The following is a 14918-nucleotide window of genomic DNA, read 5'->3' on the forward strand; positions in this document are numbered from 1 at the left end:
GTCGCGTGCTCATGGATTTCGACGGAGCTTTCGTTGTGAAGGAGGCCGTCGAGCACGTAAGGCGCTTCGCCCTCGGATACCTGGATCATGCGGGAGAAGAAGGAAGCAAAACGGTTGGATAGGAAGCCATAGATCGCCGCACCCGGTCGTTTGCCATATTTTGCATTATAGTCGAGGCTGGCTTCGCCGCGCCCGCCGGCCGGAAAGAACTGTCCGTCCGAGGAAGAGATATGGCCGTCACCCCAGATCGCGGCAAAGGGGTGGGCCTGCTGCGCATCAACCAGAACGGCGGTCGCCGTGGCGTAGGTTTCCGACCTTAAATGCCGGTCTACCATCAGCATCATCTGGTGGATCGTGACGCCGCGTGAGCTTTTGACCTTGCCCCGCTGAACTAATCCATTTTGAAGTAAGCTCTGGCCTATTGAGAGGACCAGAGAATGAAGCGCAACCGTTTCACAGACGAACAGATTATGGGGATACTGAAGGAGCACGAGGCAGGCACGCCGGTCACTGAGCTTTGCCGCAAGCACGGCGTCAGCGATGCGAGCATCTATAAATGGAAGGCCAAATTCGGCGGCATGGACGTATCCGAAGCCAAGAGGTTGAGGACACTTGAGGACGAGAACGCGAAGCTGAAGCGGCTTCTGGCTGACGCGATGCTCGACAATGCGGCTTTGAAGGACCTGTTGGGAAAGAATGTATGGTCCGCCTCGTCCGTGCAAGGGTTCGCGACATCGCAAATGACGATTCCAGTTGCATATGTATCCGGCCTCTCGCGAGTGAGCTGCGGTTGCAGCCAGGCCATGATGAGATCCGCACACGCCGTTCCCAATAAATGGTTCGGGCACGAGGCCCGTTTTTTTGCACAGGACTTACGGCATGTTGATCCACTGTTTCGTCATCACTATTCCCGAGCCTTGCAATCGAGCCAGGAGTGTCAGGTGAAGGCAGGGTCTCTGCGTTCGTAGAGCGCTCCGGGCTTGGTCAGGACGACCCAGACAATCCGGGCCATTTTGGCGGCAAGTGCAACGACAGCTTTGTTCGGGTGCATTCGGGCTTGGAGACCATCCAGCCAGTTCCCCAGTCGATCCTTTGTTCGGTCGAGATGCCGAAAGCATGATCGTGCACCATGCACGAGCAGTTTGCGCACGTAGCGGTTTCCTCGTTTGCTGATGCCGAGAAGCTTTTGCTTTCCGCCGGTCGAGTATTCCCGCGGCACGAGGCCGAGCCACGCCGCCAGATCGCGGGCTTTTTGGAATTGCCGTCCACTGCCAATCGCTGCAAGAAGTGCAGTCGCCCCCAATGCTCCGATGCCGGGGATCGTCATGAGCCGTCGAGCCACATCCTCTCGACTAGCTATGGCTTCGATCTCACGTGTGATGTCACCGATACGTTGCTCCAATTGGCGCAGATCGGCAAACAGATCTGCGAGCAGCTTCCGCATCGCCAACGAAAGGTCGTTTGATTGGTCTTCGAGAACCTGTGGCAGGTCGAGCTTGAACAGACCCGCGCCCTGGCGCAAGGCAATCCCGTACTCCAGGCAGAAGGCTCGCATCTGATTGATCAGGCGCGTTCTCGTTCCGATCATCTGGTCCCGCACCCGGTGCAAAGCTTGAAGATCCGCCTGCTCCTCGCTTTTGAGTGCAGCAAATCGCATCGTTGGTCGCGTGGCTGCTTCTGCGATCGCCTCAGCATCAATGATGTCAGTCTTGTTCGATTTTACGTAGGGCTTCACAAATTGCGCCGGGATCAAGCGCACCTTATGTCCCAGAGCCTGTATCTTCCTCGCAATCCATTGAGAGCCAGCGCAGGATTCCATCCCTACAATTGCCGGCGCTGCTCGCTCGAAGAATTGCAGCAGCGTATCGCGTCGGAAACGAACCTTCTGAACTGGCACGCCGTCGCTTCCGAGGCCGACGACGTGAAAGATGTTCTTACCGATATCAATTCCGTAGACAGCCGCAGGGCGCGGCACATTGCGTTGTGGCATAGCAACCTCCTTCGGTTTGACCGCCTCATTATGCTGCAGGAGGACGAGGCGGACCATCCCATTAATGGTGACGCCCGCAGCAAGGCGGAAAGCTGTCGTGCATCTGATGGATCACCACCAGATGAGCGAACGGCGGGCGTGTAAAGCCAGCGGCTTTTGCCGAATGACTGTCCGTTACGAAACCAGGCGCAGCGACGATGATCGTCTTCGCGAGCGAATGAAAGCATTGGCGCATGAGCGCCGTCGCTTTGGCTATAGACGCATCCACGTGCTGCTCAAACGCGAAGGGCACCGTGTGAACCACAAGAAGCTCTTCCGGCTCTATCGGGAGGAGAAGCTGACGGTGCGCAAGCGCGGCGGCCGGAAACGAGCGATCGGCACACGTGCGCCAATGCTGGTCCCGATGACGGTCAATGATCGCTGGTCGCTGGACTTCGTGTCGGATCAACTCACCGATGGCCGCAGCTTCCGGGTGGTGACGATCGTCGATGATTGCACCAGAGAATGCCTGGGCCTCGTCGCCGACACATCGCTCTCGGGCCTTCGGGTTGCTCGTGAGCTGGATCGGATCATCGAGAAGCGTGGCAAGCCTAAGATGATCGTCAGTGACAACGGGAGCGAGTTCACCAGCAACGCGATCCTGCAATGGACGGATCAGGTCAAGGTGGAATGGCACTACATCGCGCCGGGCAAGCCGATCCAGAACGCCTTCATCGAAAGCTTCAATGGCCGACTGCGGGATGAGCTCCTGAACGAGACGCTCTTCTCGTCCCTGAACCAGGCCCGATCAACGCTCTCGAGTTGGCGCAACGACTACAACGACCATAGACCACACTCCGGCCTCGGCTGGCTCACACCAGCCGAGTTCGCTCAGACCATCAACCCGCGACGTGATGCGGTGCTGCGCAGCCGAAACGGCTCCGCACCGCAACACGCCGCTACCGCACAAAATGCAGCAACACAAAACCGCCGGAGCGAACTCAAAACTGGATAAAACTTGGGGGGCAAGGTCACTTTCCGCCATCCGTTCGGCTCCGGCATTGGTGGCGTCGGCAAGGATTGTTGCCATCAGCGCCGCCTCGTCGCTTGCCGTCTCACCGATACGATAATGCGTGAAGCTGTCGAGGAACCTCGTCCAGCTTTGCACCTCTGCAAGCAGCTGGTGATCCTGATCCGTGGCACCAGAACATATAGTCGGCGGCTGAGCGCGACGATCCTGTCGCGCTCCTCCTCAGAGTCCGTTTGACAACTTCAGTGCATTATTCGTCTGATGATTAAACTGCTCATTGCGGCGTAGATCATGGCTTCGGAGACGTCGATACGGGCTTCATAGTCGCGCACGAGGCGTCGATAGCGGGTCATCCATCCGAAGGTTCGCTCGACCACCCATCGCCTTGGCAGGATTTTGAACCCCTTGTCGGTGCGTCGGACGATATCGACCGTGAAGTTCAGGAACTCCGCTTTATCCAGCAGTTGCCTGCGGTCATACGCACCGTCGGCAAACAGGTGCCTGATGCCGGGCCAGCGCTTGCGGATCGTATCAAGGATCACCTGAGCCCCGGCGCTGTCGGAGACGTCGGCCGTTGTCAGGTTGACCATCAGCAGGCGTCCGCTGGTATCGACGGCGATATGACGTTTGCGGTCGACAATTTTCTTGCCCCCGTCGAAACCGCGCGTACCACCGGCCGCAGGCGCCTTGACCGACTGACTGTCGATCACGCCGGCAGTCGGCTGCGCCTTTCGCGCTTCCCGTTCACGATCGATCATCAGGGCGACATCATGGATCGTCTGAAACAGCAATCGCCGCACGAAGCGCCGGAACCGCCAATACACCGTCTGCCAGGGTGGGAAGTGGACCGGCAACATACGCCATTCACAACCCGAACGAACCATGTATCGGATCGCATTGAGGATTTCACGCAAGTCCGTCTGTCGCCGTCGGCCCGTCGCATTTGGTGTCGTCATTCCACCAAAACGGAATCACAAAATCCAACGTGCCTATGACACTGAACTTTACAAGGAGCGCAATCGCATCGAGCGCTTCTTCAACAAGCTTAAACAGTTTCGACGCGTCGCAACACGATACGACAAGCTCCTCGCCAATTTCATGGGATTCGTCAAACTCGCTGCTATCGCAATCTGGCTCAAATAGTTAAATCGTCACTACGGCCTAGGAAGTTGTGAAATTATTTCAACAAATAAGATTCTTGGACATCTGCCTTCTGTAGCCGATTAAAATACGAAGTGGGATTGATCAAGGTTATGGTTAATACCGTTTAGCTTGATAGCAAAATCGCCACTTCCTTTGATAGCAATTGTCGTCTGATCAGTGGCTTCAGACACGACGAGATCGGTATAGCTATGAACCAACCCACGAATGTCTATTTTGTCCATATTCCTTTCGAAATCCAAAATGATATCGATGGCATTTACGCTGCTGTCTTCGACCGAGTTAAACTGGAATGTGTCGGCTCCAGTTCCTCCAACCAAAACATCGGCACCAAAGCCACCGATCAGCCGGTCATGATCCTCACCACCATTGAGAAAGTCGGCGCCGCGACCACCGAAAAGATAGTCGTCTCCTTGGCCACCGATTAGCTGATCATTGCCGTCTCCTCCATCCAATAAGTCGTTACCGATGTTGCCACTTAAACGATCTTTTCCAGCCTCGCCGTACAAGGAATCATGACCTTCTCCGCCTTCTATGTAATCATCTTCAGAGCCGCCTCTGATCAAATCATCGCCGAGTTGTCCAAATAAGCGATCATGCCCCGTACCACCTGAAATGGTGTCATTGTTCGTGCCGCCGATGATAAAATCACTGCCATCGCCACCGTCAATCAAATCAGAGCCCGCCCCGCCCCATATAACCTCGTCACCCGTACCGCCATAGATAACATCAATACCCGCGCCGCCATGTATCCAATGGTTTCCGACAACGCCATAAATAAGATCGTCGTTATCGTCTCCGTCGATATAATCCCAGCCACTTCCGCCTTTTAGAACATCAGCTCCCGGTCCTCCGTAGAGACGATCATTCCCCTCATTGCCCTCTAAGTGATCCGCACCAAAACCACCCTGAAGAACATCGTCTCCGGCACCACCTATAAGAAGGTCATCGCCCCAGTCACCGAGCAAAGTATCGTTGCCTTCATCCCCAAAAAGCGTATCGTTATGTCCTGCCCCCTGCATCCAGTCGTTTTGTGCCCCGCCGCGAAGGACGTCATTGCCGTCCTCGCCATTCATTGCATCGTCGCCCTCACCGCCTTCGAGCACATCATCACCCCATCCGCCGATAAGCGTGTCGTTCCCCCCTTGACCATGAAGGGTGTCGTTATGGCCAGCACCGTGCATCCAGTCATTACCTGATCCGCCGATCAAGGTATCGTAGCCATCCTCTCCGTTCAGAGCGTCGTCGCCATTGCCACCATCGAGTACATCTTCGCCCCACCCGCCGATTAAGGTGTCATTGCCATCCTCACCATAGAGCCTGTCGTTATGACCGCCGCCATTTATTGTGTCGTTGTCCGATCCACCAACAAGATGGTCAAAACCGTCCTCACCATAGATGGTGTCGTTACCAGTCATGCCGTTGACATAATCGTTCCCATCGCCAGCCCAGACTTGGTCGTCACCTGCACCGGCATGGACAGCATCATGACCGCCGTGGGACCATATGCGTTCCGACCAGGGTGCTCCGTGCATTTCGTTAGCCTTATCGCCATTACGGGTAGCATCTTGCCGGAACAAGCCAGTGCCTCTTTTACTCGTAAAATCCGTGTCTTGCCTTAAGTCATATTTGTCTCGTTGCCAGAAATTTCGGTTTTGCTTGGCCCAATATTCCCTGTTGTGCAACTCGTTCTCACGGCCCTGCTTAAAAATATTGTCAACCGTATCAAAATTGGTGTCCGATAAACCTGCTCCAGCGCCTGGCGAACCTTTTGGAAGGCTCCTATTTGCCTCGACGCGTGCAAAGGCGGAACTATCGGCAACATCAGCTTCTATGATCTCGTCTTTACTGAAGTCATGGTCGATGTATCCGCTGAAACGTTGAGCATCCATGGTTTTGTCTTGGAAGACATCGAAAACGAAGTTTCCATCTGTCAACGAACGCGAATGAACACCCTCAAGTAAGACATGCTGATTGTTGTCCAAGGAAATGACGGTGTCATTCCCCTTTTGAGTGAACTGGAATTGACTGGCGGATATTTTATCGCCGAAGGCTGAAAGATCGAGCTTATCTTGGCCCACGTTGAAGTCGGTAATGGTATCAATATCGCCGGCTCGGGCGCTAATTTTAAATGTATCAGATCCTGCACCTCCAGTAAGGATATCGAAGCCAGTACCATCTATAATAATATCGTTGTTGGCACTCCCAATGATGATGTCATTTTTGTTGGTTCCAACCGTTCCAGTTATCGTTGCGAGATCAAAAATGAATTTGCTTGCATCGAGAGAGGATACCTGAATGTCCTCGACGCGGATTGTCTGCTGAGACCCGAGCTTTATGATCGTATCAACGCCAGACTGCTCCAAGCCTTGACCGAAATAATTAAGCTGCTTTAGAGAGACGAACCGGTCTCCAAATTCTGAAAGATCAATACGATCATTTCCCTTACCGAAGTCAGCAATTGTGTCTTCACTCGATGTCTCGCGGCTAATGACAAATATGTCATCGCCTTGACCACCGATTAGCATGTCTTTACCTGCGCCACCGCTAATCGTGTCATTGCCATTGTCGCCGGAGAGCAAATCATTTTCGCCCGACCCGTATATGCGATCGTTACCGGCACCACCAAAAATTCCGTCTTTGCCGGGACCTCCGTCTAGAAAGTCGTCTCCGCCAAGACCCAGAATGCTATCATTGCCTCCAAGTCCCAAAATTCCGTCATTTCCTTCGGTGCCAACCAGCGTATTGTCTCCGTCGTCGCCGACGATAAGGTTAGAAAGATTAAGGGTGTAACCATCAGAAAACTCAATTGCCTCAACGGTGCGTGCGTCTCCTGAAAACTGTCCCTGAATGCGGATGGTTCCTAGCGTCCAATCAGAACCAGCCGTCGTATTAGACGAAGCAATTTCTAATATCTTCACAAATATTTGACCGACTGAAATCTCTCCAGACGTCAACATGTCAGCATATTGAGCTTTCGTATCAGCATCAACTGTACGACCAAAACCACTTTGATAAACTGCATCTAGAAAAGCTTTAGAGGCATCTAATTTCGGCTGTAAGGAGGATGGATATTTTTGATGAGCTTCTAGCGAAGCAGCAAAATAATCGGCAATTTCCATAATTGAAGCACCGGCTTTTATACGTGCGCTCCAGTAGTTCATGCCACCTGGATCAGGCAACCGATCAAAGAAACCTTTATATAATTCTGTTATGACTTGATCAGTTTCATCTGCCACATAATCGGCATTGCGAACGGAATAAATAACAAGATCATTGCCGTCTCGCGTCAATGAAACGTGTTTTGGTTCAACACCAGAGGTAAGCTTTAGGACGTCGACACCTTCGGTTTCCGATATCAGTACCGAGCCCGCAAGCAAGTCAACTTCGTAAGTGTCATTGCCAGCGCCGCCCGAAAGTCCATCGCGTCCTTGTCCGCTAACCAGCGTGTCATTTCCTGCACCGCCGTCCAGCGTATCGTCGCCATCGCCGCCATCCAACCGGTCATCGCCGTCGTCACCCGAGAGGCTGTCATTACCAACTCCCCCGAAAAGCGTATCGTTTCCATCACCACCCTTCAAGGTATCATTGCTTAACCCACCATCTAGGATGTCGTCCCCAGCCTTACCATCAAGGATATCGTTTCCATCTTCGCCGTAGAGTGCGTCTTTGCCATCACCCCCATCGAGATTATCGTCACCCTGCCCACCGAAGAGTTGATCTTCCCCAGCACCGCCGGAAAGGGTGTCGTGACCCTCGCGACCGTACAAAAGGTCGTCGCCAATTTCGCCGAGAAGTCTATCGTCGGCATCTCCACCATCAAGGTTGTCGTTGCCGATGCCACCAAGAAGGAGATCTGCACCAGCTCCACCGGAAAGTTGGTCGTTGCCCAGATTCCCGTTGAGCATATCATTTCCATCGCCGCCATCCAGAGCGTCGTCACCCATGCCACCATCAAGGCTGTCTCGGCCATCGTGCCCGAAGAGATGGTCGTTTCCGTCTCCACCATCCAAGGTGTCGTTCCCGCTTCCACCATTCAGCCGATCATTCCCTCCGCCAGCGATCAGGGTATCATCTCCGTCATCGCCAGAAAGTGTATCGTCACCATCCATACCGCTAATGGTATCGTTGCCGCTGCCTCCGTAGACCTTATCGTTGCCTGACCCGGCATACACCATGTCGTTTCCAAGGCCCGCCTGAATGACATCGTCGCCCGTCCCTGAAAACGTCATTGATCCATCAGCTTTGATAATCACCACATCGCCGAAAAGCGTATCGTTGTCGGCGCCACCTAATATTGCGTCGTTACCCTCTCCACCAATAACGACATCAGCGCCGTCACCCCCGACGAGCTCGTCGTTTCCATCTCCACCGTCGACGAAATCGTCATTGCCTCCGGCGTGAATGAAGTCGTTGCCCGCACCGCCTGCGATCGTATCCTTGCCACTTACGCCCCTGCTCCCCACAGGCGTGTCACCATTCCACTCTTCGTCGCCGAACAGTCGGTCATGACCATCTCCCCCAGAGATTTGATCGTCACCACTACCACCGACAGCATAATCGTCGCCATCTCCGCCAACGAGAACGTCCTGGCCGGCTTCTCCACGCAGAATGTCGTTGCCGCCATTGCCGTGAAGTTCGTTATTGCCACTTGAGCCGACAAGCGTATCCGCACCTTTATTGCCTATAAGCTTGTCATGTTGTCCCTCACGAGCCGATGTGCCGTAGCCACCGGAGTATGCTGTGACGAACATTGTTTGGCTGCCATCAGCATTGTGTTCGATAGTCAGAAGAGGCGGTGGTGGCGGAAGCTTGCGTCCACCAAACAATCCACCCAGTATACCGCCGAGTATACCGCCAAGTATTGGTCCGAGCGGGCCAAGAACCGGTGTCAGCGCCGCCCCGAGTGCTTGGCCGATATAGGTTGTTCCCGCAGCAACGGCGGTCTGGATAACTGTCTTCTCAAAATCCTTGAACCCATGGTCAATAAGATTTGATATAAATGTCACAGCAGCTGCAACGGCAGCGCTTCCCGCAGGTGACAATTTAGGTTGGAGAAGTAATGTTTGTGTATCAGCAAGTGCGAACGTAGAGACAGTCGGCGCAGCCCATGCGTATTGTTTCACGACTTCTGTAACTGCGTAGCGAATGGATGTATTAGCGGCAAGTTTAGCCCAGTCGCCCCCTGTCATGTCATTGCCGCGAAGCGCAGCGACGACAGCAAATTGGATGACAGCGCCCTTCAAGGCCTGACCGGCAGAAGTGTCGAAAAACTTCTTTTGATCAAGAACGGGAATATGATTAACGTCAGTCTTTATAATGCCAACCTGATCGCCCGTAAGGCCAAACGTATCTGCCAGAAAATCTACACCGAGGGTCACTGCCAACTGGATAGCGTATTGTTCCGCTACCTTTTCCAAATCACCGCCCAAAACAAGGTCGGCGATAATTTGGGGAGCAAAGCTCATCAGGTAGCCGGGAATGCTACCGATAGCATCCCCAAGTGCTTCACGTACGGCAGCACTGCCTTCCAAGGCCATCGGTACAAGATCACCAAGTTTAACGACCGTGCCATCAAGCTGCGTGACCTCGATACTGTCGTCGAGTTCATAATAATACTCGTTATCCCCGATCTTTTGTAGACGCACCTGCTCCTTAGGAAACATGTCTCGCACTATATCAGCGTCTCGTTCCGAAAGTATGTGATCTGAATAGGTACTTTTGTTATGGACTCGTACCCCACCAGCAACGTATGTGTGGAGGCCTTCGACTTCGAAGTTATACGTTTTCCAAACCTCCTCTTTTATCAGTGTACCTGCCGTACTGCTCGCTGCCTTAAGTTGGGGCTCTATATGTTCGAACATATGTGCCGTTTCTGACGAGTAAACAATACGCTTCGCAGTCACCTCAGCAGTATTTCCCGATGCCAAAACTATAGTTGCCTGCCCTTCTGCCGTTAACTTACCTATTGGCGCGAAGCTGCCATCAGGAGTAAGAAACTCATGACCAGGTGTAACTATTAGGGGATCACGTTCAATTGAACCGAATGATAATTCCAACCATTCGTCAGTTACATTCGAAAAAAGGCGGGTTACTTTTCGCGCTGTAAGAGACCCTAGGCCGTCAAAAGCCATCACATCGTCACCAATCTTAACATCCTTTATGGGCTTTTGCGACCCATCAGAAAGCAAAATAGGCGTGCCTGGCGGAAAACACTTCACAGGAGATAACTCAAATAAGGCCTGCTTTAAATTGACGCCCGCACCGAAACCCCAAACTATATCAGCTAGCAACTCATTCTCGTTCAACTCTTTCCAATATCCCTCTCCTATTCCTATGGTACGGATGTGGTATGTTCCATCTATGGCGACGATTTGCCGATGAACTATTCCGGGATCAAGAAAATGCATTTGATTTTCCGTCACATTGACCACGGAACCTCCGACACCAGCAAGCTGGTAAACAAATCCAACACCAGCAAATCGGTCGGTGAACGGCGTTGAGTAATACCGCAGGAGTTTATTTATTTCATTGATTGAAACATCGATTTCCTTAACTTCAAGATTAAATAAATGACTATATTCATGATAATTAACGTCGCCAGTATTTATGTTTTTTATTTGGTCGTAAAAACGGTTATATGATGTAATTGGAATTACAATATCCCCATAATTTTTAGTTTTAAATATAGATACGTCGCCATATACTTTCCAACTATTATTTTCCATTATACTCACCTGATGATCCAAGATAGCTAGACAAACACGCTAATTTGCAAATTAGTAATTATTATTAAAATGAAGTTTTCATGTTACAATTGCTTTTAATAGTATAAATCACTGAAAAAAAATTCAATGAAATCATAATGAATATTGACGACCTGATATTTTCTGATGCATTAATCCATCCGATTAATGTTTTTTTTCCATTTATTACTGTTTGCCCTTGGATAGTTGTAACAGAAATATTTGCTCTTGTTTCTGTAAGAAAAATCCAAAGAAAAAACTCTATACTAACGTATAAAAAAAATAAATCTGTTAGGATTAAGCGTGTAAAATCAATATTTAATTTATTTTTAACTCGTAATAATAATAATAATACTGATGATATCATAAATAAAATAAAATAAATTAATAATGCCAATGCTGAGATGTACAAGCAAGTAAAAATTAAAGAGCCAACATCCTTGAAAGGATCACTTTTGTTACTTATTATTGCAGCAAGGAGGCTGAAAAATAAAGAGATTATAAATCTAGCAATTAGAAATTTCAACATACATAGTTTCCAAACATTAGAATAGAGACCTACTCATGTTCACAAAGGGTTTGATTGCAAATTGAGCGACTTATACATGAGGCCGAACATTTGAATGAAGCATGGTTCCCACGAAATTTACATGTTGATTGAAAGTGATCTCTTTAACAGATAGTCTTCATACATCAATGGGTAATTTCGTAAAGCAGATGTGTCGCGAACGGCGCTTTCATTGCGGATACCTCTCAATAAACATTGGCGTCAGTGATACTGCATGAGGAGACTTCGTATGGCTTCGACAACCGCAAGGGCCGAAACGCGTTTAAAAGGCGAACGGGTCTTTATGGGAGGATCGTTTGTCACGGGCATTGCGGCAATCAGTGGTGTTCTCAATCTCCTCGGTCTGACAGCGTCACTCTACATGCTGCAGATTTATGACCGCGTGCTGGCAAGCGGAAGCGTGTCCACTTTGGTTGGACTAACCATTCTCGTAGCAGCGCTTTATAGTTTCCAAGCCTTTTTGGACGTGGTGCGCTCGCGCATTTTGTTAAGGCTAGGTGAGCGCTTCGACAATCGCCTAGCGAGCAAAGTGCACCGTGCTGTGGTTCGTCTTCCTCTACTAACCCGCATGGCTGGCGACGGTCTCCAGCCTCTGCGTGATCTTGATAACGTTCGTGGGTTTCTGTCCAGTCCTGGCCCAACGGCTATCTTCGATCTGCCTTGGGTGCCACTTTACCTTGCTATCTGCTTTGCCTTTCATGCCTGGATCGGCATCCTTGCTACGATTGGGGCAGTTGTTCTGATCTTGTTGACGGCCCTGACCGGCGCTTTAACGCAGGCTGCATCGAAGGAAACCGTTTCCAATGCCATAACTCGCAATGCTTTGCTTGAGGCCGCACGTCGAAACGCCGACGTGGTTCAGGCTATGGGTTTGGAAAAAAGGCTGCATACCCGATGGCAGTCGGCCAACAGTGAATACCTTGTATCCAACCGCAAAGTGGGTGACATCTCCGGTGGCTTAGGCGGGCTGTCAAAAGCGCTTCGGTTTCTATTACAGTCCGGCCTCCTTGGTTTGGGGGCTTATCTCGCTATTCGTCAGGAGGTGTCGCCGGGCGTCATGATTGCCAGTTCCATTATTATGGGACGGGCACTTGCGCCCGTCGATCTGGCGATTGGAAGCTGGAAGTCCTTCATTATGGCACGGCAAAGCTGGACCAGACTCCAGGATTTGCTATCAAAACTGGGTGATAGAGACCAGCGTACCACTTTGCCGCCTCCCCAACAGGAACTACGTTTAGAGGACGTCTACGTTGCCCCGCCGGGTGAAACAAATCCAACGGTTAATGGTATCAATCTGACAGTGCCTGCTGGCAGTGCCCTGGCGATCATCGGGCCGAGCGGCTGTGGAAAATCTACCTTGGCCCGTGCAATCGTTGGGGTATGGGCCACGCGTCGTGGTGCGGTCCGGTTGGACAATGCTACATTTGATCAGTGGGACCGAGACGAGCTTGGCCAACATATCGGGTATCTGCCACAAACCTGCGATCTGTTCGACGGTACGATTGCTCAAAATATCTCTCGCTTTGAAGATGAACCAGATTCGCAGGCTATTGTTGCAGCCGCACGCGCGGCAGGTGTACATGACCTTATTGTTCGGTTTGAGAACGGCTATGATACTGCGATCGGTGAAGGCGGCAGTGCGCTTTCGGCAGGTCAGCGCCAGAGGTTGGGGTTGGCCCGGGCCATGTACCGCGATCCCTTCCTTGTCGTGCTCGACGAACCGAACTCCAATCTTGACGCAGAAGGCGAGACTGCTCTGACGCAAGCGATTGCTGCCATTCGTCAGCGTAAGGGTATAGTGATTGTGGTAGCGCACAGACCGAGCGCATTGAGCACGGTTGATCTTGTGCTGATGATGGACGCCGGACGCGTTCAGGCATTTGGTCCGCGCGATGAGGTTTTGTCAAAAGTATTAAAGCAAGCCAAACCCGCGCACCCGCAACAGACACCAGCTTCTGGACAAAGTGCAACCTCGCGCAGTGTGGTTCCACTTCGCGCAGCAGTAACGCCGCTCACCGACGCGTCGCCGATACCTCACCAGGATACTGAACATGCGGACAGATGAACACACAACAGTTGATCGTTCCTTGAGACTTCACATGGTTGGGGGGATCGCCGGTATTGCCTTGCTGCTGGGTGGTGTGGGTGGCTGGGCGGCAGCAACGAACCTTGCAGGTGCAGTGATCGCAAATGGCGTTTTCGTCGTTGATAGTTACGTCAAGCGCGTACAACATCCAACTGGCGGAGTCGTCGGAGAGATCTTAATCACAGAAGGGCAACCTGTTAAAGCAGGGGATGTTCTGATGCGGCTCGATGCGACGCAAACACGCGCTAGCCTTGCAATTGTTACCAAGCGCCTTGATGAACTTGCCGCTCGACAGGCGCGGCTCGAAGCGGAGCGAGATGGAACGGGCATAATCACCTTTCCGGCCAGCCTTACAATGCGCATCGATAACGCCGATGTTGACCAAGCTGTGAAAAGTGAAACGCGCCTGTTTGATTTTCGAAAAGCATCTTTAGACAGCAAAAAACAACAACTGCTGGAACGCGTCGCACAATATGAGAAAGAGATTGTCGGTTTAAAGTCCCAAGAGGCAGCCTACGACCGTGGCATTGCCGTCCTGCAATCTGAGCTATTGGGTGTGCGAGATCTTAGTGATCGCAAACTCGTATCCATTCAGCGCGCCAACGCATTGGAGCGGGAAATGGCTGATCTTGGGGGAGATCGAGGTGAAGCCATTGCCCGCCAAGCACAAACAGCGGGACGTATCGCGGAAGTTCAGCTCCAGATTTTGCAGCTGGAGCAGGATTTGCGCAGTGAAGTGGCAACCGAACTGCGTGAGATTCAGGGACAGGTTGGCGAATATATTGAGCGCAAGGTTTCTGCAGAAGACCAACTCAAGCGTATTGATATCATTGCACCTCAAACGGGCATTGTTCACCAATTGGCGGCTCATACAGTTGGCGGAGTAATCTCGCCAGCCGACAGTATCATGACCATTGTTCCAGGCGGAGACGATCTGGCGCTGGAAGTTCGCATAGGGCCTCAAGACATTGAGCAGGTCCGTGTCGGACAAACAGCGACTTTGCGTTTAAGCGCTTTTAATCAACGAGAAACACCTGAGTTGTTTGGTACTGTCACGCGTGTTGCGGCTGACCTGACAGAAGACCAAAAAACCGGCCAGAGTTTTTATCTGGTGCGCATTACTCTGCCACCTAAGGAGCTCCAGCGCTTGGGACAACAATCGCTCATCCCCGGCATGCCGGCAGAAGCGTTTATTCGCACACAAGAACGCACGGCTCTATCGTATTTTACCAAACCGCTCGCCGACCAAATCGCCCGTGCGTTTCGAGAGGAATAGAACTTTAGCTGGAAATAAGAAGTGAACCGCACCGGGTTTGCCGGAGGCCATTTCGTTTAAGTTACGCAGCCATGGCTGGTTC

Annotated in this window: 6 protein-coding genes and 5 pseudogenes; 6 read left to right on the top strand and 5 right to left on the bottom strand. The window is 51.7% G+C overall.

The features are described 5' to 3' along the window. Nucleotides 1-344 (bottom strand): Tn3 family transposase (locus IFT84_RS21090; RefSeq protein WP_244651335.1); only part of this gene is annotated, 344 nt, incomplete at its 3' end. Nucleotides 345-437: 93 nt separating this feature from the next. Between IFT84_RS21090 and IFT84_RS21095 the strand changes: the two are divergent. Next, nucleotides 438-701, top strand: a pseudogene (locus IFT84_RS21095) (transposase); the annotation flags it as partial. 236 nt (nucleotides 702-937) lie between these two features. Here IFT84_RS21095 and IFT84_RS21100 read toward each other — a convergent pair. Further along, nucleotides 938-1990, bottom strand: a complete 1053-nt coding sequence (locus IFT84_RS21100) for an IS110 family transposase (RefSeq protein ID WP_192122599.1) — start codon at nucleotides 1988-1990, stop codon at nucleotides 938-940. A 64-nt stretch (nucleotides 1991-2054) separates the two neighbouring features. On the opposite strand from IFT84_RS21100, the pseudogene IFT84_RS21105 reads away from it, so the two are divergent. Continuing rightward, nucleotides 2055-2984 (top strand): annotated as a pseudogene (locus IFT84_RS21105) (IS3 family transposase); the annotation flags it as partial. Nucleotides 2985-3041: 57 nt separating this feature from the next. Here IFT84_RS21105 and IFT84_RS21830 read toward each other — a convergent pair. Both IFT84_RS21830 and IFT84_RS21115 read right to left on the bottom strand, forming a co-directional pair. Further along, nucleotides 3042-3137, bottom strand: a pseudogene (locus tag IFT84_RS21830) (hypothetical protein); the annotation flags it as partial. A gap of 104 nt (nucleotides 3138-3241) precedes the next feature. Next, a pseudogene (locus IFT84_RS21115) lies at nucleotides 3242-3943 on the bottom strand (IS5 family transposase); the annotation flags it as partial. Between the two features lie 4 nt (nucleotides 3944-3947). Between IFT84_RS21115 and IFT84_RS21120 the strand changes: the two are divergent. Continuing rightward, a pseudogene (locus IFT84_RS21120) lies at nucleotides 3948-4142 on the top strand (transposase); the annotation flags it as partial. A gap of 80 nt (nucleotides 4143-4222) precedes the next feature. On the opposite strand, the gene IFT84_RS21650 reads toward IFT84_RS21120, so the two are convergent. Next, entirely contained in the window at nucleotides 4223-10888 is a 6666-nt protein-coding gene (locus IFT84_RS21650) for a M10 family metallopeptidase C-terminal domain-containing protein (protein WP_197975635.1), read from the bottom strand. 137 nt (nucleotides 10889-11025) lie between these two features. Between IFT84_RS21650 and IFT84_RS21185 the strand changes: the two genes are divergently transcribed. From IFT84_RS21185 to IFT84_RS21195, 3 genes are all read left to right on the top strand, one after another. Next, nucleotides 11026-11289, top strand: a complete 264-nt coding sequence (locus IFT84_RS21185) for a hypothetical protein (protein ID WP_192122596.1) — start codon at nucleotides 11026-11028, stop codon at nucleotides 11287-11289. A gap of 468 nt (nucleotides 11290-11757) precedes the next feature. Then, entirely contained in the window at nucleotides 11758-13539 is a 1782-nt protein-coding gene (locus tag IFT84_RS21190; RefSeq protein WP_244651339.1) for a type I secretion system permease/ATPase, read from the top strand. Then, on the top strand, nucleotides 13526-14836 hold the full coding sequence (locus tag IFT84_RS21195) for an HlyD family type I secretion periplasmic adaptor subunit (RefSeq protein ID WP_192122598.1): 1311 nt from the start codon (nucleotides 13526-13528) through the stop codon (nucleotides 14834-14836). Before IFT84_RS21190 ends, IFT84_RS21195 begins: the two co-directional genes overlap by 14 nt. Nucleotides 14837-14918: the final 82 nt, after the last annotated feature.

It is taken from the genome of Rhizobium sp. CFBP 8762, from assembly GCF_014841565.1.
In the GTDB taxonomy this organism is placed as follows: Bacteria; Pseudomonadota; Alphaproteobacteria; order Rhizobiales; family Rhizobiaceae; genus CFBP-8762.

Coding starts and splice junctions, on each gene's coding strand:
- IFT84_RS21650 (WP_197975635.1), bottom strand. CDS start 10,888: ATGGAAAATAATAGTTGGAAAGTATATGGCGACGTATCTATATTTAAA.
- IFT84_RS21185 (WP_192122596.1), top strand. CDS start 11,026: ATGAATATTGACGACCTGATATTTTCTGATGCATTAATCCATCCGATT.
- IFT84_RS21190 (WP_244651339.1), top strand. CDS start 11,758: ATGGGAGGATCGTTTGTCACGGGCATTGCGGCAATCAGTGGTGTTCTC.
- IFT84_RS21195 (WP_192122598.1), top strand. CDS start 13,526: ATGCGGACAGATGAACACACAACAGTTGATCGTTCCTTGAGACTTCAC.
- IFT84_RS21100 (WP_192122599.1), bottom strand. CDS start 1,990: ATGCCACAACGCAATGTGCCGCGCCCTGCGGCTGTCTACGGAATTGAT.